Annotated in this window: 21 protein-coding genes and 1 tRNA gene; 4 read left to right on the plus strand and 18 right to left on the minus strand. The window is 69.5% G+C overall.

Going from position 1 to position 20,867, the window contains the following annotated elements:
• Nucleotides 1-11 precede the first annotated feature (11 nt).
• Both ACVFYP_RS18650 and ACVFYP_RS18655 read right to left on the minus strand, forming a co-directional pair.
• Nucleotides 12-1,196, minus strand: coding sequence for a toxic anion resistance protein (locus ACVFYP_RS18650; RefSeq protein ID WP_499201707.1), 1,185 nt, complete (start codon nucleotides 1,194-1,196; stop codon nucleotides 12-14).
• Entirely contained in the window at nucleotides 1,193-1,969 is a 777-nt protein-coding gene (locus ACVFYP_RS18655; protein WP_499201708.1) for a hypothetical protein, read from the minus strand. Before ACVFYP_RS18655 ends, ACVFYP_RS18650 begins: the two co-directional genes overlap by 4 nt.
• A 295-nt stretch (nucleotides 1,970-2,264) precedes the next feature.
• Here ACVFYP_RS18655 and ACVFYP_RS18660 point away from each other — a divergent pair, with 295 nt between their 5' ends.
• Nucleotides 2,265-2,705: a pyridoxamine 5'-phosphate oxidase family protein gene (locus ACVFYP_RS18660; RefSeq protein WP_499201709.1), complete on the plus strand. Its 441-nt coding sequence runs from the start codon at nucleotides 2,265-2,267 to the stop codon at nucleotides 2,703-2,705.
• Nucleotides 2,706-2,707: 2 nt separating this feature from the next.
• Here ACVFYP_RS18660 and ACVFYP_RS18665 read toward each other — a convergent pair whose 3' ends face one another.
• From ACVFYP_RS18665 to ACVFYP_RS18690, 6 genes are all read right to left on the minus strand, one after another.
• Nucleotides 2,708-3,589 (minus strand): ABC transporter permease, encoded by an 882-nt coding sequence (locus ACVFYP_RS18665; protein ID WP_499201710.1) that lies wholly within the window; start codon nucleotides 3,587-3,589, stop codon nucleotides 2,708-2,710.
• Nucleotides 3,586-4,533, minus strand: a complete 948-nt coding sequence (locus ACVFYP_RS18670; protein ID WP_499201711.1) for an ABC transporter permease — start codon at nucleotides 4,531-4,533, stop codon at nucleotides 3,586-3,588. The genes ACVFYP_RS18665 and ACVFYP_RS18670 overlap by 4 nt, the downstream gene beginning before the upstream one ends.
• A gap of 78 nt (nucleotides 4,534-4,611) precedes the next feature.
• Entirely contained in the window at nucleotides 4,612-6,126 is a 1,515-nt protein-coding gene (locus ACVFYP_RS18675; protein WP_499201712.1) for an ABC transporter substrate-binding protein, read from the minus strand.
• Nucleotides 6,123-7,181 (minus strand): ABC transporter ATP-binding protein, encoded by a 1,059-nt coding sequence (locus ACVFYP_RS18680; RefSeq protein ID WP_499201713.1) that lies wholly within the window; start codon nucleotides 7,179-7,181, stop codon nucleotides 6,123-6,125. Before ACVFYP_RS18680 ends, ACVFYP_RS18675 begins: the two co-directional genes overlap by 4 nt.
• Complete coding sequence (locus ACVFYP_RS18685) at nucleotides 7,178-8,164, minus strand: ABC transporter ATP-binding protein (protein WP_499201714.1); 987 nt, start codon at nucleotides 8,162-8,164, stop codon at nucleotides 7,178-7,180. Before ACVFYP_RS18685 ends, ACVFYP_RS18680 begins: the two co-directional genes overlap by 4 nt.
• On the minus strand, nucleotides 8,161-8,877 hold the full coding sequence (locus ACVFYP_RS18690) for a DUF1028 domain-containing protein (protein ID WP_499201715.1): 717 nt from the start codon (nucleotides 8,875-8,877) through the stop codon (nucleotides 8,161-8,163). Before ACVFYP_RS18690 ends, ACVFYP_RS18685 begins: the two co-directional genes overlap by 4 nt.
• A 185-nt stretch (nucleotides 8,878-9,062) precedes the next feature.
• Here ACVFYP_RS18690 and ACVFYP_RS18695 point away from each other — a divergent pair, with 185 nt between their 5' ends.
• Nucleotides 9,063-9,440, plus strand: a complete 378-nt coding sequence (locus ACVFYP_RS18695; protein ID WP_499201716.1) for a hypothetical protein — start codon at nucleotides 9,063-9,065, stop codon at nucleotides 9,438-9,440.
• Here the strand turns inward: ACVFYP_RS18695 and ACVFYP_RS18700 are convergent.
• From ACVFYP_RS18700 to ACVFYP_RS18730, 7 genes are all read right to left on the minus strand, one after another.
• Complete coding sequence (locus ACVFYP_RS18700) at nucleotides 9,379-10,884, minus strand: ABC transporter substrate-binding protein (RefSeq protein WP_499201717.1); 1,506 nt, start codon at nucleotides 10,882-10,884, stop codon at nucleotides 9,379-9,381. The genes ACVFYP_RS18695 and ACVFYP_RS18700 overlap by 62 nt on opposite strands.
• An 89-nt stretch (nucleotides 10,885-10,973) precedes the next feature.
• Nucleotides 10,974-12,944, minus strand: coding sequence for a methyl-accepting chemotaxis protein (locus ACVFYP_RS18705; RefSeq protein WP_499201718.1), 1,971 nt, complete (start codon nucleotides 12,942-12,944; stop codon nucleotides 10,974-10,976).
• A 62-nt stretch (nucleotides 12,945-13,006) separates the two neighbouring features.
• Nucleotides 13,007-13,993, minus strand: coding sequence for a branched-chain amino acid ABC transporter permease (locus tag ACVFYP_RS18710; protein WP_499201719.1), 987 nt, complete (start codon nucleotides 13,991-13,993; stop codon nucleotides 13,007-13,009).
• Nucleotides 13,994-13,996: 3 nt separating this feature from the next.
• Nucleotides 13,997-14,884 (minus strand): branched-chain amino acid ABC transporter permease, encoded by an 888-nt coding sequence (locus ACVFYP_RS18715; protein WP_499201720.1) that lies wholly within the window; start codon nucleotides 14,882-14,884, stop codon nucleotides 13,997-13,999.
• Between the two features lie 72 nt (nucleotides 14,885-14,956).
• Complete coding sequence (locus ACVFYP_RS18720) at nucleotides 14,957-16,201, minus strand: ABC transporter substrate-binding protein (RefSeq protein ID WP_499201721.1); 1,245 nt, start codon at nucleotides 16,199-16,201, stop codon at nucleotides 14,957-14,959.
• Nucleotides 16,202-16,242: 41 nt separating this feature from the next.
• A complete protein-coding gene (locus tag ACVFYP_RS18725) occupies nucleotides 16,243-16,935 on the minus strand; it encodes an ABC transporter ATP-binding protein (RefSeq protein ID WP_499201927.1) in 693 nt (230 codons plus the stop codon).
• 7 nt (nucleotides 16,936-16,942) lie between these two features.
• Nucleotides 16,943-17,743: an ABC transporter ATP-binding protein gene (locus ACVFYP_RS18730; RefSeq protein WP_499201722.1), complete on the minus strand. Its 801-nt coding sequence runs from the start codon at nucleotides 17,741-17,743 to the stop codon at nucleotides 16,943-16,945.
• A 254-nt stretch (nucleotides 17,744-17,997) separates the two neighbouring features.
• Between ACVFYP_RS18730 and ACVFYP_RS18735 the strand changes: the two genes are divergently transcribed.
• Both ACVFYP_RS18735 and ACVFYP_RS18740 read left to right on the plus strand, forming a co-directional pair.
• Entirely contained in the window at nucleotides 17,998-18,627 is a 630-nt protein-coding gene (locus tag ACVFYP_RS18735) for a GAF domain-containing protein (RefSeq protein ID WP_499201723.1), read from the plus strand.
• An 81-nt stretch (nucleotides 18,628-18,708) separates the two neighbouring features.
• Complete coding sequence (locus ACVFYP_RS18740) at nucleotides 18,709-19,872, plus strand: multidrug effflux MFS transporter (RefSeq protein WP_499201724.1); 1,164 nt, start codon at nucleotides 18,709-18,711, stop codon at nucleotides 19,870-19,872.
• A gap of 52 nt (nucleotides 19,873-19,924) precedes the next feature.
• On the opposite strand, the gene ACVFYP_RS18745 is transcribed toward ACVFYP_RS18740, so the two are convergent.
• From ACVFYP_RS18745 to ACVFYP_RS18755, 3 genes are all read right to left on the minus strand, one after another.
• Nucleotides 19,925-20,001: transfer RNA gene (locus ACVFYP_RS18745), tRNA-Pro, on the minus strand.
• Nucleotides 20,002-20,067: 66 nt separating this feature from the next.
• A complete protein-coding gene (locus tag ACVFYP_RS18750) occupies nucleotides 20,068-20,487 on the minus strand; it encodes a MerR family transcriptional regulator (protein ID WP_499201725.1) in 420 nt (139 codons plus the stop codon).
• Entirely contained in the window at nucleotides 20,484-20,804 is a 321-nt protein-coding gene (locus ACVFYP_RS18755; RefSeq protein ID WP_499201726.1) for an integration host factor subunit alpha, read from the minus strand. Before ACVFYP_RS18755 ends, ACVFYP_RS18750 begins: the two co-directional genes overlap by 4 nt.
• Between the last annotated feature and the right edge of the window lie 63 nt (nucleotides 20,805-20,867).

Raw genomic sequence — 20,867 nt, forward strand, 5'->3', positions numbered from 1 at the left:
GACCCGCCCCATCAAACGGGCCGCGGCGCCGGCGGCGGCGGCTTGGCCGCCTTCAGGGCGCGGCGGATGTCGCCCTCCAGCTTCTCCAGCTCCTCCGCCGCGCGCAGGCGCTGGCCGCGGGCCTCGTCGGCGATGCGGAGACTGTCCTCGATGGTGGCAACCAGCGCGGCATTGGCCTTCTGGACGGCGGCCAGGTCGAAGACTCCACGTTCCAACTCGGTGCGGGCTTCCAGATTGCCGCGTCGCAGCGTCTCAGCATTGGCGGTCAGCAGCTGGTTGGTCAGGTCGGTCGCGGCCTTCACCGCCTGGCCAGCTTCCCGCATCCGGTGGATCGCCAGCGCCTGGGCGAGCTGCTGGCGCCAGAGCGGCACGGTATTGGCCAGCACCGAATGGATCTTGCTGGCCAGGGCCTTGTCGTTTTCCTGGATCAGCCGGATCGAGGGCAGCGCCTGCATCGCCACCTGGCGGGTCAGGCGCAGATCGTGCACCCGGCGGTCCAGTTCATCCCGCGCGCCACGCAGGTCGCGCAGTTTTTGAGGCGCTAGGTCGTCGGTGGAATTGGCGACGGCCGCTTCCATGGCCGGAATGGCCTCGTTGTCCGTCTTGCGCAGTACCGATTCGCCGGCCTGCACATGGGTGCCCAGGGCGTGGAACCATTCGAGCGTCGCCTGGTACAGCCGCTCCAGCCGCTCCACGTCTTCCAGCAGGCGGGTGCGGTGCGTGTCGAGCTTGTCGCCGATTCCCTCGATCTGGCCCTTCACCGTCTCGTAGCGGCCGATGATTTCCGTCACCTCGGCGCCGGCCTTGGTGAAGATGCGGGCGAGGAAGCCGGGGCGTTCGTCCAGCTTGGTCACGTCGAAGCCGCGCAGCGTCTGCAACAGGGACGCCAGGGTGCGCCCCGCCTCCCCCGTCTCCTGGTTGCGGGCGCCTTCCAGCATGGCATCCGCCGCGGCCTGGGCCTGGGTCTGGGTCTGCTGGCCGAAGCGTAGGATGGAGCCGGGATCGGAGATGTCGATCTGCTGCGCCAATTCGCCGATCAAGGCATCTGGCACGGCCGCGCCGGATGGCGCGGCTTCGGAAAGGTCGCGCTCGGCCGCGGCCTGGGCGGCCGCCATGGGGCTGGGGGAGGCAACCTCCACCACCTCCGGCCGTGCGGCGCCGTAGGGCTTCGGGCTGTTGGGCTTGGTCGTGCTCATGCGTAACCCTCCTGGCGCAGCCGTTCAGACAGCACCTTCACCTGGATATCGAGTGCCACGCTCTCCTCCGCGCGCAGCTTGGCGCGGAGTTCATCGGCGGCGGTCTGCATGTCGGCCAGCAATTGCGGCAGGCTTGCGGGCGGTTCGGCGCCCGCGGCCAACCGCTGGGCGATGCGGTCCAGCCCGTCCAGATGCACGGCCAGGAAGCGCCGCGCCAAAGGCAGCCGGTCCGGCCGCGCCTCCAGATCGTCCAGCACCGCATCCATCGCCTGGGCGATGCCGGCCATGCGCGGCTCCGCCGTGACGCGGGCCAGGCGCAGGCGCGCTTCCTCCAGCGGTCCGGGCGGCGGCGGGGGCATGGCGGGCGCGGGCGGGTCCACCTCCACCAGCGCGCCGTCGTACATCAGCCGGGTGCCGAGCCAGGCGCCGGCGGCCAGCAGCAGCGCGATCGGCACGCCCGTGGCGGCGCCCATGCCGGCGACGATGCCGGTCGCCGCGGCCACCAGCAGGGCCGCCCGCCTGGTATCGCCGCGCCGGCCGCGGCGCAGGGTGCGAACTGCCAGGATCGGCAGCAGGATGCCGAGGCCGGCGGCGACCAGGCCGCGCGTGTTCCCACGCACCACCTCCACCACCACGTCGAACAGAAGTGGCCAGGTGAACAGCGGCAGCAGCAGCCCGCGGGTGCCGTTGCGGAAGTTGCTGAAGGCACCCTCCGCCTTGGCGCGCGCGCCGCGCCAGGGGTCGTTCTGCCAGACGGGACGCTGATCCGACATCAGCGGAACAGCGCGATGGCGCTGGCCAGCCAGAGGCTGAGCGTCAGCAGCCAGAAGCCGGCGACACGTCGCGCGGGGGCCGGCAGGGTGGGCAGGAGGATCTTCGGGGGTCGGGCCATGGCGCCCCACAAATCGACGCGCGGGGCCGCCGGATCAAGGGCCTTGCGGGTTACAGGGGCCGCGGGCACGCCAAAACTTCAGCGGGCTGGTGCCGCATGCCGGAATGTTGACGCCGCGGCCCGTGCCGGAAAGCCGGGCGCCGCGTTGCATCGGCCCAAGGGCGGAGAGCAAGCACATGGCGACGTGGACAATCGAGGATCTGGCCAAGGCGATGGGCCGGATCGACTTCGCGATGCTGACCACCAGAACCGAAGGTGGCGCCATGGCCACCCGGCCGATGAGCAACAATGGCGAGGTCGAGTACCGCGGCGATTCGTACTACTTCAGCTGGGACAGCGCGCGGACGGTGCGGGACATCGAGGCGGAACCGCAGGTCGGCCTATCCTTCCAGGGCCAGAGCATCGCCGGCCTGCTCGGCAAGCCGCCGCTGTTCGTCGCAGTGCAGGGCACCGGCCGCATCATCCGCGACAAAGCAGCCTTCGCCGCGCATTGGTCACCCGACCTGGACCGCTGGTTCCCGCAGGGCATCGAGACGCCAGGCGTGGCGATGATCCATGTCCGCGCCACGCGCATCCATTACTGGGACGGCTCGGAGGAGGGTGACATCACGCCCTGACGTCAGCGCCTGTCCGCCCTGGGGTCCAGCGCATCCCGCAGGCCATCGCCCATCAGGTTGAAGGCCAGCACCACGATGAAAATCGCCGCCCCCGGCGCGATCGCCAGCCATGGTGCCGTTTCCAGGAAGCGCTGGGCGCTGTTCAGCATGGACCCCCAGCTCGGCGCCGGCGGCTGCTGACCGAGCCCGAGGAAGCTGAGCGAGGCCTCGGCGATGATCGCCTCGGCGATCGAAAGCGTGGACTGCACCAGCAGCGGCGGGATGATGTTGGGCAGGACGTGGACGAAGGCGGTGCGCCAGGGCGGATTGCCCAGCGAGCGCGCCGCCTCCACCCAATCGGTGCTTTTGGCATCCAGTGCCATGCCACGCGACAACCGCACGAAGATCGGGCTGGCGGTGATGGCGATGGCCAGCATCGCATTTTCGAGAGCCGGGCCGAGGAAGGCTGCCAGGGCAATGGCCAGGATCAGGAAGGGGATGGACAGCATCGCATCGGCGATGCGCGAGATCAGCGCATCCACCCAGCCGCCGGCGAGCCCTGCCAACAGCCCGAGCGGCACGCCAATCAGCACCGCGCCGATCACGGAAACGACGCCCGCCATCAGCGAGGCCCGCGCGCCCCAGATGACGCGGGACAGCACATCCCGGCCGTTCTCATCCGTGCCGAACCAGTAGAGCTCGGAGGGTGGGCGGCGGATGCGGGACCAGCTGGTCTCGATCGGGTCGAAGGGCGCGATCCAGGGGGCCAGCAGCGCCACCAGCACGAAGGTCAGCACCACCAGGAAGCCGGCCAGCGCCAGGCGGTGGCGGATGAAGCGGCGGATGGCGCGGCGCGTCGGGCTTTCGCCGCGCGCAACCACGACAGGGGCTGCGGTCGCGCTCATGCCTGCCGCAGCCTCGGGTTGATCGCCATGTACAGGATATCCGCCAGCAGGCTGAGCGCCACGAAGATCAGCGCGGTGGCCAGCACCACGCCCTGCACCACCGGGTAGTCCCGGTTGAACACCGCATCCACCACCAGCTTGCCGAAGCCGGGGATGGTGAAGATCTGCTCGGTCAGCACCGCGCCTGCCAGCAGCCGGCCGAATTCGATGGTGCCGAGCGTGACCACCGGGATCAGTGCGTTGCGCAGCGCGTGTTTCCAGACCACGACACGCTCCGTCAGCCCCTTGGCGCGGGCGGTGCGGACATAGTCCTGGCTCAGCGCCGTCAGCATCGCCGCGCGGGTGTGGCGCATCAGCACGGAGGCGACGCCAGTGCCGAGCACGAAGGCCGGCATGATCGTCGTCGCCAGCGACTGCACCGGATCCTCCCACAGCGGCACGTAGCCCGAGGGCGGCAGCCAGCCGAGCTGCACGCTGAAGAACAGAATCATCATGATGCCGAGCCAGAAGTTCGGCGTGGAAATGCCGAACAGCGCGATGCCATTCGCCGCCCAGTCCCAGGCCGTGTCCTTCTTCACCGCGGACAGGATGCCGAGCGGCACGCCGATGGCAATGGCGATCAGGAAGGCCATGGTGGCGAGCTGCGCGGTGACCGGCAGCTTCTCCAGGATCAGGTCGGACACCGGCATGCGAATGCGCCAGGAGAAGCCGAAATCGCCCTGGAGGACGTTGCCGATCCAGTAGAGGTATTGCGCATAGATCGGCTGGTCGAGCCGCAGTTCGGCGCGGATCTGCGCCAGCACCTGCGGGTCGCCGCGTTCCTCACCTGCCAGGATCATGGCCGGATCGCCGGGCATCAGCTGCTGCAGCCCGAAGATCAGGAAGGAGAGAATCACCAGCGTCGGCAGTACCTGGCCGAGGCGTTTCAGAAGCCAGTTCCACATGTTCGGTCAGCTCCTGGGCCTTACGCGAGCCCCCCTCACCCAACCCTCTCCCCCCCGTCGGGGGGAGAGGGCTTTTGCTCAGTTCAGCCTCATGCCCTGCAGCCGCACCATCCCATCCGCGATCGGCTGGTAGCCGGTCAGCCGCGCCGAATGGATCATCACGTTCTTGCGGTGCCACAGATAGATCCGCATGCGGTCGCGGCCGAGCGCCAGTTCCATGATCTGGCGATAAAGATCCTGCCGCTTGGCCACATCCTGCTCCGTCCGCGCCGATTGCAGCAGCGCGTCCACCTCGGGGTTCGCGTAGCGCCCGTCATTCTGGCCGCCCGTGCTGTGCATGAAAGCGAAGATATTGCCGTCCGGATCGGTACGGCCGGACCAGCCGAGCAGGAAGGTCTCGAATTCGCCGCGCACGGCGCCGGCGAGCGCGGAGGCGAATTCGGCGGCGCGCAGCGTCACCTCGAAGCCAGCCTCGCGCGCCATCGCCTGGATCACCTCGCCGGCCTGGCGCAGGTCCGGGTTGTTCGGCACGGTCAGCTCCACCGGCACCGGGCTGGTGAAGCCGGCTTCCCGCAGCAAAGCGCGGGCGCGGGCCACGTCGCGGGTCTCGGGCTGGAAGCTGCGGACATGGAAGCTGCTGGCGGGCGGCACCGGCTGGCGGGTCGGCGTGTACATGCCCTCATAGACCACCTGGTTGATGGCGGTGCGGTCCAGCGACAACTCGAAGGCCTGGCGCACGCGGGCATCGCGCCCCATGGGCGTGTTCGCGCGCGGGCCATTGCCGATATTGATGGTGATGCCCTGGTAGCCCAGCTCATCCACCGGCACGCCGCGCAGGTTGCGGTTGCGCTGGATGGAGCGCAGGTCGTCCGGCTCCATCCGCTCGCCGAACTCGACCGCGCCGGATTGCAGGTTGGCCAGGCGCACCGTGTTGTCCGGGATCGGCAGATAGGTCACGCGGTTGAAGTGGATGTTTGCGGCGTCCCAGTATTCCGGGAAGCGCTCCAGCACGATGCGCTCCTGCGCCACGCGTTCCACGAAGCGCATCGGGCCGGCGCAGACGGGACGGTTGCCAAAGTTGCGGCCGGCGGCCTCGGCGGCCTTGGGGCTGACGATCATGCCTGCGCGGTCGGTCAGCGTCGCCATGAAGGCGGCGTTGGGCGCGCCGAGCTTGATACGGACGGTCAGCGGGTCCACCACCTCGATGGATGTGATGTCGCCCATCTCCGAACGCCGGAAGCTGCCCTGGAGCGTCAGATGGCGGTTCAGCGAATAGCGCACGGCCTCCGCATCCATCATCTCCCCATCATGGAAGCGCACGCCCTGGCGCAGCCTGATGGTCAGCGTGGTCGCGTCGTCCCAGGTGAAGCCCGTGGCGAGCTGCGGGATAGGCTCCAGCGCCGCGTTGATGTCGAACAGCTTGTCGCAGAAGCCCATATAGACGATGCGGCCGACATAGGTGCGCGACAGGGTGGGGTCGAGGATGTCCGGGTCCTCGCGCAGGGCGATGCGCAGGTTCTGCCCCAAGGCGGCCGGCGTTGCGCCGAAGGCGGCCAGGGCGACGAGCCCCGCGGCGAGGGTTTTGCGGATCATGCCAGTTCTCCCGTTTTTTGTGTCTGGTCGGTGAAATAGGCCTGCAGGCGGCGCAGCCTTTCGCCGCCGGTATCGGCATCATGGCCAGCCAGCGCAGGCGGCAGGCTATCCTGGAAATGGCAGGCGGCGAGGTGGCTGGTGCCTTCCATCGGCGGCACCTGCTCCGCGCAAAGCGCCTGGGCATAGGGGCATCGCGTCCGAAACCGGCAGCCGGAGGGCGGATTAATCGGGCTGGGGATGTCACCCTCCAGCAGCGGGGCGTTCGCATGCCCCTGCCCCGGCACGGCCGCCAGCAGCGCGCGGGTATAGGGGTGCCGCGGCGCCCCGAAAACCTGGGCGGTGGGGCCTTCCTCGACAATGCGGCCGAGATACATGACCGCCACGCGGTCGGCGATGTGGCGCACCACGCCAAGGTCGTGGCTGATCAGCACGAAGGTCAGGCCGAGTTCCCGGATAAGGTCCTGCAGCAGGTTCACCACCTGCGCCTGCACCGAGACATCCAGCGCCGAGACCGGCTCATCGCCGATGATCAGTTTGGGCTGGCTGGCCAGGGCCCGCGCGATGGCGATGCGCTGCCTCTGGCCGCCCGAGAATTCATGCGGCCAGCGCCGCGCGAGTTCCGGCCGCAGCCCAACCCGCGACAACAGCTCCGCCACCCGCCGCGTCTCCTGCGCCCGCGGCACGATGCCATGCAGCCGCAGCGGCTCCGCGACAGCCTGTTCCACCGTCATGCGCGGGTCGAGACTCGCAAAAGGATCCTGGAAGATGAGCTGCATGTCGCGCCGCCGCGCGCGCAGCGCGCGGGCGGACAGGCCGCGAAGGTCTTCGCCCTCGAATAGGATCTGGCCCTGATCGGCCTCGATCAGCCGCAGCGCCAGGCGGCCGAGGGTGGATTTGCCGCAGCCGCTCTCGCCGACGATGGCGAGCACGCTGCCCTTCGGCACGGCGAGCGACACGCCGTCCACAGCGCGCACCGCACCCCGCCGGCGGCCCAGCGCATCGCGCACCGGGAATCCCTTCGCCACATCGCGCAGTTCCAGCAAGGGCGCGCTCATGCGGCCTGCTCCAGCAAGGTGTCGAGTGGCGCGCGCCAACAGGCGGCCTGGTGGCCGGGCGTGATCTCCGCCAGCGGCGGCTGTTCCGCGCATTTGGCGATGGCGAAAGGGCAGCGGGGGGCGAAGCGGCAGCCGGGCGGCGGGTTCATCAGGTCCGGCACCGTGCCCTCGATGCTGGCGAGCCGAGCGACGCCGCCCTCCAGACGTGGCACGGCGCCCAGCAAGCCAATGGTATAGGGGTGCTGCGGATTGGCGAAGAGGTCGGCTGCCTTGGCGCGTTCCGCGACGCGGCCGGCGTACATCACCACCACATCATCCGCATGGTCGCGCACCACGCCCAGGTCATGGGTGATCAGCACCACCGCCGTCCCCGTCTCCCGCTTCATCTCGTCGATCAGCGCCAGGATCTGCGCCTGCACGGTCACGTCCAGCGCCGTGGTGGGTTCGTCCGCGATCAGCAGGCGCGGGCGGCAGGCAAGCGCCATGGCGATCATCACCCGCTGGCGCATGCCGCCCGAAAGCTGGTGCGGGTAGCTGCGGGCGCGACGCTCCGGCTCCGGGATACGGACGCGGGCGAACATCTCGATGGCCTTGGCAAAGGCGGCCTCGGGCGAGAGGCCCTGATGCAGGCGCAGGGCTTCGGCCACCTGCTCGCCGGCGGTGAAGGCGGGGTTCAGGCTGGTCATGGGTTCCTGGAACACCATGGCCATCTGCCCACCGCGCCGCGCCCGGCGCTGGTCCGGCGTCAGGGCCAGCAATTCCTCACCCACCAGGCGGATGCCTCCACCCACCTCCCCACCCTGCGGCAGCAGCCCCATGATGGCCAGGGCGGTGACGGATTTGCCGCAGCCGCTTTCACCCACCACGGCCAGGGTCTTGCCCGCCTCGACGCTGAAGGACACGCCATCCACCGGCCGCAGCCGGCCGCGATCGGTGGGGAATTCCACGGTGACGCGGGCGAGGTCGAGAACCGGCGTGCTCATTCGGATAGCGCCTCCTGCCTCTGGGCCTCGGCGATGGCCGCCTGGATCACGGCCCGGTCGAAGACGCCGGGATGGTCGCGGCCCGGCAGGAAACGGCGAAAGTGGCGCAGATAGCCGCGCCAGACGCCGTGCAGCCGGCGCAGCTCTGCCAGCGGGTCCGGGTGGTCATCCACCCGCAGATCGAGATCGGGATAGGGATCGGCGGAGGCCACCTGCATCGCCGCCGATTGCCGCCCGCGCCGGTCGCCGCCCGCCGCCTCCCCGGCCTCCATCGCCAGCAGCAGGCGTTCCGCCATGGGCAGGCCGGCACTGGCCAGCGCGGCCTGCAGCGTGGCGTCCAGAACCTCCGGCCCCGCCAGCATATTGCCGGCCACCGAGACATCCGGCGCTGCCAGATGGCCGCACCAATCGATGCAGGCGGCCCCGGTATGCTGGGCGCTGGTGCCATCGGCCGCCAGCACATGCGCCTGGCGCATCGCCTGACCCGCATCGGCCTGCATCAGCTCGGCCAGGGCCTGCACCGGCCCCTGCCCCGCCCGGAGCCGCGCCAGCGCGTCCGGCGCGACAAAGGGGTTCACCAGGGCCTGGGTACTGGCCGCCCCGACGCCCCCCTCGACGCGCGGGCACAGGGCACCCGCCGCCAGGAAGCGGCTGGCCACCGCGACGCCGAATTCACCGGTCGTTGGATCGCGCAAAAGGATCGACCACGTCATGCCTTGCTACATGACAGGCTGACCCGGCGGCGCAAGCCTGACCTTTGGCCGAATGTCCGATCCTGCGCCGCGGCCTGCCATCGGCTTGACCAGATTGCCGCCCGGCGCGGCAGATCAGGCCGCCCTGGCGCCGCGGCTGATGATACGCTGCCGAAAGATCACCCCCTCGGCGCCAGGAGCCCGCCATGCCCAAGCCCATGCAGCTTTCCCTTGCCCCCGAGCAGCTCTGGCAGGCGATCAATCCCTGGAGCTTCTATCAGCAGGGCGCGCAATTCGGCCTGTTCAACGTCCAGCTCGGCCGCACCCCGGATCCGGCCGTGGAGCAAAAGATTCTCGAGGATGTCGGCAGCTATGGCCGCCAGATCGGCCGGCTCGGCGATGCGCTGGAGGTGCTTTTGCGCCATGTGAAGTTGGAGGGGCTGAGCCCGGAGGAGGTTGATGCCCTCGACATCCTGCGCGGGCAATTGGCGGAGGTGCGCCGCATCAAGCAGCGGGAGGGGGTCAATCCAGCCGCACATCCTGAAACCGCACCAGCCCGTCCGGATGCGCCCGCAACCCGTTGAGCCGGGCCGAATAGCCGATGATGTTCTTGCGGTGCCACAGATAGATGCGGCTGCGGTCCTGCTCGATGGCGATCCGCCAGACCTGGGCATACATCTCCCGCCGCCGGGCCGGATCACGCTCCGCCCGCGCCGCGTCGAGCAGCCGGTCGACCTCCGGATTGGCGTATTTGCCGTCATTCGTGGCGCCGGCGCTGTGTGAGCCGTTATAGACATTGCCATCCGGATCGGGCCGACCCGACCAGGCACCGATCGTCGTCTCGAAGGCGCCGCGGGACGTGGAATTGAGCTGGGAGGCATATTCCATCGCCGCCAGCCGCAGCTCGAAGCCGGCCTCCCGCACCATGGCCTGAATCATCTCCCCGGCCTGGCGCAGATCGGGGTTGTTCGGCACCGTCATCTCCACCCGCACCGGCAGGGCGACGCCGGCCTGTTGCAGCAGAGCACGCGCGCGGGCCAGGTCGCGCGGCGGCACCGTCGCCTCACGCAGATGGAAGGCGGAGGAGGGCGGAATCGCCTGCACCGTGGGGGTGAACTGGCCGGCGAAGATCACCTGGTTCAGCGCCTGGCGGTCGAGCGCCGCATCGAAGGCCTGCCGCACCCGCGCATCGCGCCCCATCGGCGTGTCGGCGCGTGGGCCATTGCCGAGATTGATGGTGATGAGTTGGTAGCCCAGCTCATCCGCCTCCGCCACACGCAGCCGGGGGTTGCGCGCCATGGCCTGCGCATCCTCCGGCTCCACCGCGAAGATCAGGTCGAGCGAACCGGCCTGGAGATTGGCCCGCCGCGCGGTATTGTCCGGGATCGCCTGGAAGGTCACGCGGTCCAGGTGGATGCGGCCAGCGTCCCAGTACCCCGGAAAACGGTCCAGCACGATGCGGTCCTGCGCCACGCGCTGGGTGAAGCGGAAGGGCCCGGCGCAGACCGGGTTCAGCCCAAAATCCCGCCCCGAAGCGGCGGTGGCCGTGGGGCTCAGGATCATGCCGGAGCGGTCGGCCAGCTGCGACAGGAAGGGCGCGGAGGGCGCGCTGAGGCGGATCACCACGGTCAGCGGGTCCACCACCTCCACCGCCGCCAGGCTGGTCAGCTCGGCGCGCCGAAAACTGCCTTGCAGCGTCGCATGGCGTTGCAGGGAGGCCTGCACCGCGGCGGCATCCATCGGCGTGCCGTCATGGAAGGTGACGCCGGGGCGCAGCGTCAGCCGCAGCGTGGTCGGATCCTCCCAGCGCCAGGCGGTGGCGAGCTGGGGCACGATCTCCAGCTTCTCGTCCAGATCGACCAGCTTGTCGCAAAGCCCGGCGAAGACGGTGCGGCCGACGAAGGTGCGTGCCAGGGTCGGGTCCAGGATGTCGGGATCGTCGCGCAGGCCGATGCGCAGCGTCTGCGCCTCCGCGGCACCGAGGCCGAGCGTTACTGCCAGAAGCCATGCCGCCGCGCGTGGGATCATCGCCCGCCCCTCCGGTTCCTGCTGCAATGCAGTAGGCCGCAGGAAGGCGTGGCCCGCCAGCGCAAAACGGCGATGGCGGGTGGCGCGGCTCAGGCCGCCCTTCGCTGCGCCCCGCGGGCGACCAGCGTCGCGACCTCCGCCTCGGTCAGGCGCTGCGGGCTGAAGCGCAGGCGAAGCCGGCCCTGCTCCAGCCCCACCAGCTCCGCCTGTCGCTGGCCGAGGCCCGGCAGGTCCAGCTCCAGCAGCGCGCCGCGCGCCAGGCCTTCGGACCAGTCCGGTCCCCGTGCCAGCCGGGCCCCACCCATGGAGACATCTTCCACCCGCACCGGCGTGACGCTGCCGCCATGGCGCAGCGTGGCATCGAGCTGCACGGCATGGCGCGGCGAGCCGCGCCGCTCCAGCTCCGGCGCCGCGGCGCGCACCGTCGCCACCACCGTGTGGCGCAGGCCGGCGAGGCCGGAGCGCATCTCCCCCGCCATTTCGCCCAGCGCGGCCGCGCGCGCGCCCACGGCGGCGCCGGCCTCGGTCACGGCGGCCAGCCGCCCGCTCATCTGCCGCGCCGCATCGGCCGTGCCCATCACGGTGCGGGCGATGTCATCCGTCGCCTCGTTCTGCTGCGCCATGGCGGCGGCGATGGCGGCGGAGATCTGGTCCAGCTCGCCGATCGTGCCGAGCGTGGCGCGCACCGCCAGCACGGCGGCTTCCGTCGCCGCGCCGACCTCGGCGATGTGGCGGGCGATTTCCTGCGTACTGCTGGCGGTCTGGCTCGCCAGGGATTTCACCTCCCCCGCCACCACGGCAAAACCCTTGCCGGCATCGCCGGCGCGCGCCGCCTCGATCGTCGCGTTCAGGGCCAGCAGGTTGGTCTGGCCGGCAATGTCGCCGATCAGCCGCGCGACGGCGCCGATCCGGCCCACCGCTTCCTGTAGCCCGGTGATGGCGCGGGTGCCGGATTCGGTCTCGGCCACGGCGCGGCTGGTGGCGGCGGCGGCGGCGGCGACCTGGTCCGTGATGCTGCGGATGCTGGCGGTCAGCTCCTCAGTGGCGGCGGCGCCGGATTCGGCATTCTCCAGCACGCGATGCGCGGCCTCCGCCACCTGCGCGCCGGCCTCGCCGGAGGCGGCGGCGAATTCGCCCATGGCGGTCGCGGCCGTCGTCATCCGGGCGAGGTCCGCGGCCATGGTCTCGCTGGCATCGCCCGTCCTCTGCTCCACGGCTTCCGCCATGGCGCGCAGCCCAGCGATCCTGGCCTGCTGCGCGGCCTCCCGCGCGGTTTCCTGGTCGGACCGGAGGCGCACCGTCTCCGCGCTGCGTTCCCGCAGCACCTCCAGCGCCTGCCCCATGGCCCCGAATTCGTCGCGGCGCGGGCTGACCGCGCGCACCCCGTCCAGCCTGCCCTCCGCCACCTCCTGCATCGCGCGGGTCAGCGCGTTGAGCGGACGGGCGACGCGGCGGCGGACCAGCCACAGCGCGCCAAGCGCCACCAGCAGCGCGGCCACGGCGAGCCCGGCCAATATCCGGCCGAGCCACAGGGCGATGGCGCCGCTATCCCGCAGCCTGGCATCGGTGCGCGCCAGGATGCTGTCGGACAGGCCGCCGATCGCCTCGCTCAAGGGGTCGATGTCGCGGTAGAGGGCGTTGCGCACCAGATCATCCAGCGCCGCCCGATCCTGGCCTTGCAGCGCCCTGGAGAGGGCGGCGACCGTGGCATCGGCGGCCTGCCGGCGTCGTTGCACCTCGGCCCAGCCCACCGCATCCGGCGGCGCGCGGTCAAGCCGCGCGAGGCTGGCGGCGATGGTGGCCTGGGCGGTGCGGAAGCTGTCCAGACCCTCGGCCCATTGCATATTGCCGTTGCGGACCTTGTGGCTGGCATCGACCACCGCCACCGCATAGGCGTCCGACATGGCCTTCAGCTCGATCAGCGGCGTGACCGCCTGCTCGTTCAGATAGCCGAGGTCGGCCTGGTTGTTGCGCAGCGCCGACCAGCCAAGCAGGCAGGCCGCGCCGACACACAGTGCCAGCGCGAGCTGAATGGCGACGAGAAGGTGGCGGATCGGCATGCCGGCGTGACCCTGGAACGGATCGACGAACCTAACCCGCCGCGGTTAATCGGCGCTGAACCCTACAGCTTCACCTTCAGCAAATGGCCGATCTCGCCGACCACGCCGCGCCGGAAGGCCAGCACGCAGGCGACGAAGATGACGCCCTGGATCACCGTGACCCAGGCGCCGAATTCCGCGAGGTAGTTCTGCATAGTGACGATTACCGCAGCCCCCACCACCGGGCCGAAGACCGTGCCGAGCCCGCCCACCAGCGTCATCAGCACCACCTCGCCGGACATGGTCCAGTTCACATCGGTCAGCGTCGCGATGCCGAAGACCAGCGCCTTGGTGCCGCCGGCCACGCCGGCCAGCGCGGCGGAGAGCACGAAGGCCATCAGCTTGTAGTCGTCGGTGCGATAGCCGAGGGAGGTGGCGCGCGGCTCATTCTCCCGCACCGCCTTCATCACCTGGCCGAAGGGCGAATGCACCACGCGGTGGATCAGCAGGAAGCCCGCCAGGAAGACCGCGGCCACCACCCAGTACAGCGTGAAGTCGGACCCCAGCGGGATCACACCGAACAGGAAGCCGCGCGGCACCTGCTGGATGCCGTCCTCGCCGCCGGTGAAGGGGGCCTGGAGGCAAAAGAAATAGACCATCTGCGCCGCCGCCAGGGTGATCATGGCGAAGTAGATGCCGGATCGGCGGATCGCCAGCCAGCCGATGATCAGCCCCAGCACCGACCCGACCAGGCCGCCGCCAAGGATGGCGAGTTCCGGCGTCAGGCCCCAGACCTTGGCGGCATGGGCGGTGACGTAGCCGCCCATGCCGAAAAAGGCGGCATGGCCGAAGGACAGCAGCCCGACATAGCCGATCAGCAGGTTGAAGGCGCAGGCGAACAGCGCGAAGCACAGCACCTTCATCAGGAAGACGGGGTAGAGAAAGAAGGGGCTGATCAGCACAAAGGCGAGCAGCACCCCGAAGGCCAGCGCCTGGGCACGGGTGAAGCCGAGGAAGCCAGCCTCCTCATGCGCCGCCGGCGTGGCGAGGGTGATGGTGGTATCGGCCATGTCTCAGCCCCTCCCGAACAGGCCGGCGGGCCGCGTCAGCAGCACGATCGCCATGATGACGAAGACGACGGTGGCGGAGGCTTCCGGATAGAAAACCCGCGTCATGCCCTCGATCAGCCCGAGCGCGAAGCCGGTGACGACCGAGCCCATGATGGAGCCCATGCCGCCGATGACCACCACGGCGAAGACGGTGATGATGAAATTGGCGCCCATTGCCGGGTTCACCGAATAGATCGGCGCCGCCAGCACGCCGGCGAAGGCGGCCAGCGCCACGCCGGCGCCATAGGTCAGCGTCATCATCCGCGGCACATTGACGCCGAAGGCCTGGACCAGCTCGGGCCTTTCGGTCGCGGCGCGCAGATAGGCGCCGATCTTGGTCTTCTCGATCACCAGCCAAGTCAGCAGGCACATGGCGGCAGAGGCGATCACCACCCAGACGCGATAGCCCGGCAGAAACAGGAAATCGAAATCGAGGTCGAGCGCCGCGAATTCCGGCGGCGGCGCATAGGGAAGGCCGGAGGAGCCGAAATTGTTGCGGAACACCCCCTCGATGATCAGCGCCAGGCCGAAGGTCAGCAGCAGGCCGTAGAGGTGGTCCAGCTTGTAGAGCCGCGCGATCATCGTGCGCTCGATCACCATGCCGAAGACACCCACCAGCAGCGGCGCCAGCACCAGCGCGCCCCAATAGGGAATGCCGGCCCAGGCCAGCAGCATCCAGGCGACGAAGGCCCCCATCATGAACTGGGCGCCATGGGCGAAGTTGATGACGTTCAGCATGCCGAAGATGATGGCAAGGCCCAGCGACAGCAGCGCGTAGAAGGCGCCATTCACCAGCCCGAGGATCACCTGCGGGGCCGCCATCTCAAGTTCGAAGAGCAGGTTCTCGATCACCGGGCGCGGGCCTTCGCGAAATCGGGTGGCAGGCGGTGCCGCGCCCCGGACTGGCCGGGGCGCGGCGCGGCGTCAGCTCCGCACCAGGGAGCAGCCGCCCTCGGCCAGGGGGCGGAAGGACTGGTCGGCGCCGGTGGTGCCGAGCAGCTTGTAGTAGTCCCAGGCGCCGCGGCTTTCGCCCGGGGCCTTCACCTCGAACAGGTAGCAGGGGTGGATCTTCCGGCCATCGGCGCGGATCGAGCCCTCCCCGAAGGCATCGTCGCTGGTCGGCATCGCCTTCATCCGCGTCACCGCATCGGCGCCGGACGCCTTGGCCGCCGCAACGCCCATGTCGCCCACCGCCTTCAGGTAGTGCAGCACGGAGGAGTAGCAGCCCGCCTGCACCATGGACGGGCGGATATTGCCCGGCATGGCGCCGAGGCGCTGGGTGAAGGCGCGGGTCTTGTCGTTCAGATCCCAGTAGAAGGTCTCCGACAGCACCAGCCCCTGCGCCACTTCAAGGCCGAGCGAGTTGACGTCCGTGATGAAGACCAGCAGCCCGGCCAGCTTCACGCGCCCGCCGCGGGTGATGCGGAATTCGGCGGCCTGCTTGATCGAGTTGATGGTGTCCGCGCCGGCATTGGCCAGGCCGATGACCTGGGCACGCGACCGCTGCGCCTGCTGGAGGTAGGAGGAGAAGTCGGTGGTGCCCGGGAAGGGCGTGCGCACCGCGCCCAGAACCTCGCCGCCCTGCGCCTTCACGAAATTGCCGGTGTCGCGTTCCAGCGCATGGCCGAAGGCGTAGTCGGCGGTGATGAAGAACCAGGACTTGCCGCCGGCCCGCACCATGGCGCCACCGGTGGACTGCGCCAGCATCCAGGTGTCGTAGGTCCAGTGGACCGTGTTCGGCGAGCATTGCGGCCCGGTGAGGTCGGAGGTCGCCGCGCCGGAATTGAGGAAGACCTTGTTCTTCTCCCGCACCAGCGTGTTCGTGGCCAGCGCCACGGAGGAGGTCGGCACATCGACCACCACGTCGATGCCGTCGCGGTCGATCCACTGGCGCACCACGGTGGAGCCGACATCGGGGCGGTTCTGATGGTCGGCCTGCACGACCTCCACCGTCACGCCGCGCGCGGCGATGCCGGATTCCTGCACGGCGAGCTGCACCGCCTGGGTGGAGCCCGGGCCGGACAGGTCGCGATAGGTGCCGGACTGGTCGTTCAGCACGCCGATGCGGATGGTGTTGGCGGCCTGAGCGCGGGCGCTGCGGAAGGGCAGCCCGCCCAGCGCCGGAAGAGCGGCGGCGGCGCCAAGTAGCGTGCGGCGATTGATGGTCATGTTCGAATTCTCCCCAGAATGTTCGGCAGGCACCGGGCTTTTCAGACGCCCAGGTATTCGTGCAGCCGGTCGAGGCTGGCGGTCAGATCCTGATTCGCCACCATGTCCACGATACGGCCGTGTTCCATCACATAGTGCCGGTCCGCCACGGTCTGGGCGAAACGGAAGTTCTGCTCCACCAGCAGCACGGTGAAGCCGCGCTGCTTGATCGCCCGGATCATCGCGCCGATCTGCTGCACGATGACGGGCGCGAGCCCCTCCGAAGGCTCATCCAGCAGCAGCAGCCGCGCGCCGGTGCGCAGGATGCGGGCGATGGCCAGCATCTGCTGCTCACCGCCCGACAGCTTCGTCCCCGGGCTGCGCGCGCGTTCCTTCAAATTCGGGAACAGCGTGTAGATCTCATCCAGCCCCAGCCCGCCGGGCGCGATGACCGGCGGCAGCATGAGATTTTCCGTGACGTCGAGGCTCGCGAAAATGCCGCGCTCCTCGGGGCAATAGGCGATGCCGGTGCGGGCGATGAGGTCGGAGCGCAGGCCGATCGTCTCCCGCCCCTCGAACTTGATGCTGCCGGCGCGGCGACCGACCAGCCCCATCATGGAACGCAGGGTGGAGGTCTTGCCAGCGCCGTTGCGGCCCAGCAGCGTCACCACCTCCCCCGGATGGATATCGAGGGAAACGCCGTGCAGCACATGGCTTTCGCCGTACCAGGCCTCCAGGTCGCGGATTTCCAGCATGGCCGCGTCAGACATGCGCACTGCCTCCGGCGGTTTCATGCTGCGTGCTGCCGGCAATGGTGGGATCGGTGCCGAGATAGGCGGCCTGGACTTCCGGGTTGCGGGAGACGGTGGCGTAGTCGCCCTGCGCCAGGACGCGGCCGCGCGTCAGCACCGTGATGGTGTCGCAGAGACCTTCCACGACTTTCAGATTGTGTTCGACCAGCAGCACGGTGCGGCCCGCGGCGACGCGCTTCACCAGGGTGACGATGCGGTCCACATCCTCATGCGTCATGCCGGCCGTCGGTTCATCCAGCAGCATCATGACGGGATCGAGCGCGAGGGTCGTGGCGATTTCCAGCGCCCGCTTGCGGCCATAGGGAAGCTGGCCCGCGGTCAACTGCGCGTAGCCGGTCAGCCCCACATCCTCCAGCAATTCCAGGGCGCGGTCGTCGTAGCGCTGCAACACGCTCTGCCCCCGCCAGAAGTCGAAGGACGCGCCACGCTGGCGCTGCAAGGCCAGGCGCACATTCTCCAGCACCGTCAGGTTCGGGAAGACGGCGGAGATCTGAAAGGACCGCACCAGGCCGAGCCGCGCCACCTCGGCCGGCTTCATGCCGGTGATGTCACGACCGTCGTAGCGGATGGTGCCGCGCGTCGGCTGCAGGAATTTCGTCAGCAGGTTGAAGCAGGTGGTCTTGCCGGCCCCATTCGGGCCGATCAGCCCATGGATGCTGCCGCGCCGCACCTCCAGACGCACATCGCTGACCGCGGCGAAGCCACGGAATTCCTTCGTCAATCCCTCGGTCTCGAGGATCGTATCGACCACTCGCGGACGCCCCCAATTGTTCGTTTTTTGCAAGACCCGCGCCGGGGCGATTGATGCCGCCCCAGCGCATGGCCGATGCGCTTGTTGTGCATTGTCGCGGGCCAAACGCCCGGGCGCAAGCGGGGAAAGGAACCAATCTAAGTAATGGTCGGCCTATCAAAGGCATGTCACTGGCAGGCCAGCCCCGCCAGGCGCTTGACAGCTTGGCAAGCGGGGATCGAATATTTGTCCGGACAAATTAAGGGGCTGCGCGAATGGATATTCAGCGCGACGATCTCCAGGCCCGCGGCCTCGCCATGATCGAGACCGCCGGCGCCGAAGCGATGGCGGCCCCGGGGCCGGAGGCGGCGATTCGGGCGCTGGCGCAAGGCTGCTTCGATTTGCTGGGCGACCGGGAGGCGCATCGGCGCCCCGGCGCCCTGAAGCCCGGTGAGCGCGACTACTTCATCGCCGGCAGCTTCTTCGTCACGCCCGACCGGCAGTACCACATGCTGGTCGGCCAGATCGGCTTCCCGCCGGAACAGGAAAGGCTGCTGGTGCCGATCGATGGCGGCCATCCGGGCCGGGTCTATGCCAGCCGTCGCAAGCTGCTGCTGGAAAACACCGATGACCATGAGGGCTTCCGGCAATACCTGAAGACCTCCCGCATGGGCTCCACCATCTTCGCGCCCATCCTCTGGCAGGGCGATTTCCACGGCATGCTGATCATGGCCGCACAGGCGCGCTATGCGATGCGGCCGGTGGATCTCGCCATCCTCGTCGCCTGCGCCCAGGTCGCCGCCGGCGCCTGGATCGCCCATGGCGGGCCGGCCTGGCTCGCCGCCAGCTACCCGCCGGCCAATGCCTTCAAGGTGAACCGCGAAGGGGTGGATCAGCCCGCCTGACGCGCGGCAGCCACCCCATATTCGCGGTGGCGTGGCGGGCCCCGACCGGGCAAGGCTCGCCCCAACCTTCCCAGGACGACCATGGCCCGCTGGCTGCCCCTGCTGCTCGGCTTCCTCACCGCCGTCGGCCCGCTTTCCACCGACATGTACCTGCCCGCCTTCCCCGCCATCGAGGCGGAGCTGGGCACCGGCTGGGGCGGGGTGCAGGCCACCCTCTCCGCCTGGTTCATCGGGCTGGCAGTGGGCCAGCTGGTGCAGGGCACGCTGGCGGACCGGCTGGGGCGTCGCCGGCCGCTGATCATCGGCACGGCGGTCTATACGGTGGCCTCGATCGGCTGCGCGCTATCCGCGGATATGCTGCAACTCTCCGCCTGGCGCTGCCTGGCGGCCTTCGGTGGCGCGGCAAGCGCGGTGATCCCGCGCGCCATGGTGCGGGACCTGGCCACGGGGATGGACGCGGCGCGGCTGATGTCGCGGCTGATGCTGGTGATGGGCGCCGCGCCGATCCTGGCGCCGACACTGGGCGGGGTGCTGCTGCTGGGCGGCGGCTGGCGCGCCATCTTCTGGGTCTCGGCCAGCTACGGCCTGATCTCCTGCCTGCTGGCGGCCTGGCTGCTGCCGGAGACGCTGCCGCCCGAGCGCCGGCTGCGCCGGTCGCCATTGGCGCTGATCGGCGATTTCGGCCGCATCGGGGTGGAGCGGGGCTTCCTGTCCAATGCGGTGATGGGCGGGGCCACCATGTTCCTGGTTTTCGCCTTCATCGCCGGCGCGCCGGAGGTCTATATCGCGCAATACGGCATCGCGCCGGCGCAGTTCGGCGTGCTGTTCGCGGTCAGCGCCACCGGCTTCATCGGCATGACCCAATTGAACCCCTGGCTGCTCGGCCGCATCGGCAACCAAGTGCCGCGGCTGGCCGTGACGGTCTGCCTGGGAGCCGTCAGCCTGCTGGCCTTCTTCGCCTTCACGGGAATCGGCGGCTTTCTCGGCCTGTACCTGCCGGCCTGCGTGGCGCTGGCCTGCACCGGGCTGGTCTTCCCCAACTCCGCCGTAGGCGCCCTGGCGCGGCATGGCGTGCGGGCGGGCAGCGCCTCCGCCCTGCTGGGCACGCTGCAATTCGCCCTGGCGGCATTGGGTGCGGCGTTGGTCGGCGCGCTGACGGAGGACAGCGCCCGGCCGATGGCGGGGCTGATGCTGGCGGGCGTGTTGGTGGCCGTGGTGGCTGAGAGGCTGCGGCCGCGCGGCTGAGGTGAGGCGGGCGGACACAAAAAACCCCGCACGCGGCGGGGTTGAAAGATGATGGTCGGAGCGGCGGGATTCGAACCCACGACCCCCAGTCCCCCAGACTGATGCGCTACCAGACTGCGCTACGCTCCGACTGCGGCGGCAATAGCATCGGGGGGGCGTCGCCGCCAACCCCCGCCCGGCAGGTTTCGGCGTGTCTCAACTGCGTGCGACAAGCGCCCGCAGTTCATGGGCCAGGCGTTCCAGCGTATCCAGCGCCTCCCGCACCGGCTCGGGCGCATCCGCCTCCTCCAGGTCGCCCAGAGGCAGTTCCGGGGCGGCGCCGGCCTCGTCCAGCCCACCCTCGCGCAGCAGGCGCTGCACACCCTTGATGGTGTAGCCCTGGGTGTAGAGGAGGTCGGAAATGCGCTTCAGCAGCGCGATATCCTCCGGCCGATAATAGCGCCGGCCACCGCCGCGCTTCAGCGGCTTCAATTGCGGGAATTTGGTTTCCCAGAAACGCAGCACATGCTGGGGGATCTGCAGATCGTCCGCGACCTCGCTGATGGTGCGGAAGGCGGTGGGCGCCTTGCGCGGCCGGGCGCGGGTGGCGTCACCCTCCAGCGTGTCGTCGCTCATGCGTCATCATCGGCGCTGCCGCCGATGGTCTGGCCTGGATTGAGTCGCGCCTTCAGCACATGGGACGGGCGGAAGGCCAGGACCTTGCGCGGCTGGATCGGCACCTCGACCCCGGTCTTCGGATTGCGGCCCACACGGCGGCCCTTCTGGCGCACGACGAAGGAGCCGAAGGCGGAGATCTTCACCGCCTCCCCAGCCTCCAGCGCCTGGGACATGCGTTCCAGCACCGTTTCCAACAGCTCGGCGCTCTCGTTGCGCGAGAGTCCGACCTGCGCGTAGATCGCTTCCGCCAGATTGGCCCTCGTGATCGTCGTCATGCCCGAGCAGGTCCTTGCAACCCCTTCAAGTCACAAGAAAGCCGGGTTCCGCGACGGCCGTCA

The sequence above is a fragment of the Roseomonas sp. F4 genome, from assembly GCF_053891155.1.